The following is a 735-nucleotide window of genomic DNA, read 5'->3' as shown; positions in this document are numbered from 1 at the left end:
GACTCAACTGGGACGATCGGAAGCTGAACCTCATCACCGGAAGAGGATTCATGAGCGGAGGGTTGGGTCAGCTCTGTTTTCTCGTTTTCAATGCTCATTGGTTGTCCTTGGTGATGGCGTCGTAAAGGACGTCGTAGGCTTCAGCCGCTTCGCCAGAAAGCTCACCCTCATGACCATCCTCCATCTCCTCTTTCCTCTAGTTAGGGGGTCGTTTGGTCATGTACATACAGCCATAGGTGCGAGCGCTTATCCAGTCCTTGCGCGAGCAAAATTCTTCAGTCTTTCAAGGACGTGGCGAGCCACGGGCAAAGCGATCCCGTTGCCCCACAACTTGTATTGCGCCGAATCCGACGTCGGGTCTGCGAGCCAGCTGGCGACCTGCTTGCGGGAGCGCGGCCTAACGCCTCGGAGGCGGTTCCATTCGGCCCACACGTCCACCCAGTAGTCGAGCTGGGCATCGGTGGGGTCGGTGATGGCGAGCTGGTCGCACCAGTCGTCGGGGAAGCCCTGCAACCGGGTGCACTCGACCGGCGTCAACCGTCTGGGGCGCAGCGACGAGCTGGCGACCATGGGCGGGTCGGTGTAATCCGTGGCCAGCAGCGCACCTGCCTGATCCTTGGTGGTGCGGGTGAAATAGTCGGCCTTGGATGCGGCATAGACGGGTTCCAAGATGACCATGCCGCCTTGGTTGCAGGTCGGCTCTCCGCCTTTCAGGTCGAGGGTTTTCGACACTTC

General features: G+C 60.1%; 1 protein-coding gene. It reads right to left on the bottom strand.

The genetic code is table 11. From position 1 onward, the window contains the following. Positions 1–246 precede the first annotated feature (246 nt). The coding region (locus AC5RE1_RS03290) for a DNA cytosine methyltransferase (protein WP_493938341.1) at positions 247–735 on the bottom strand (489 nt) is incomplete at its 5' end.

This window comes from Actinotignum sp. usb-actsch-rep-73 (genome assembly GCF_059082735.1).
The sequence above is the reverse complement of the archived record's forward strand: the minus strand, read 5'-3'. Positions and strand labels throughout refer to the sequence as shown.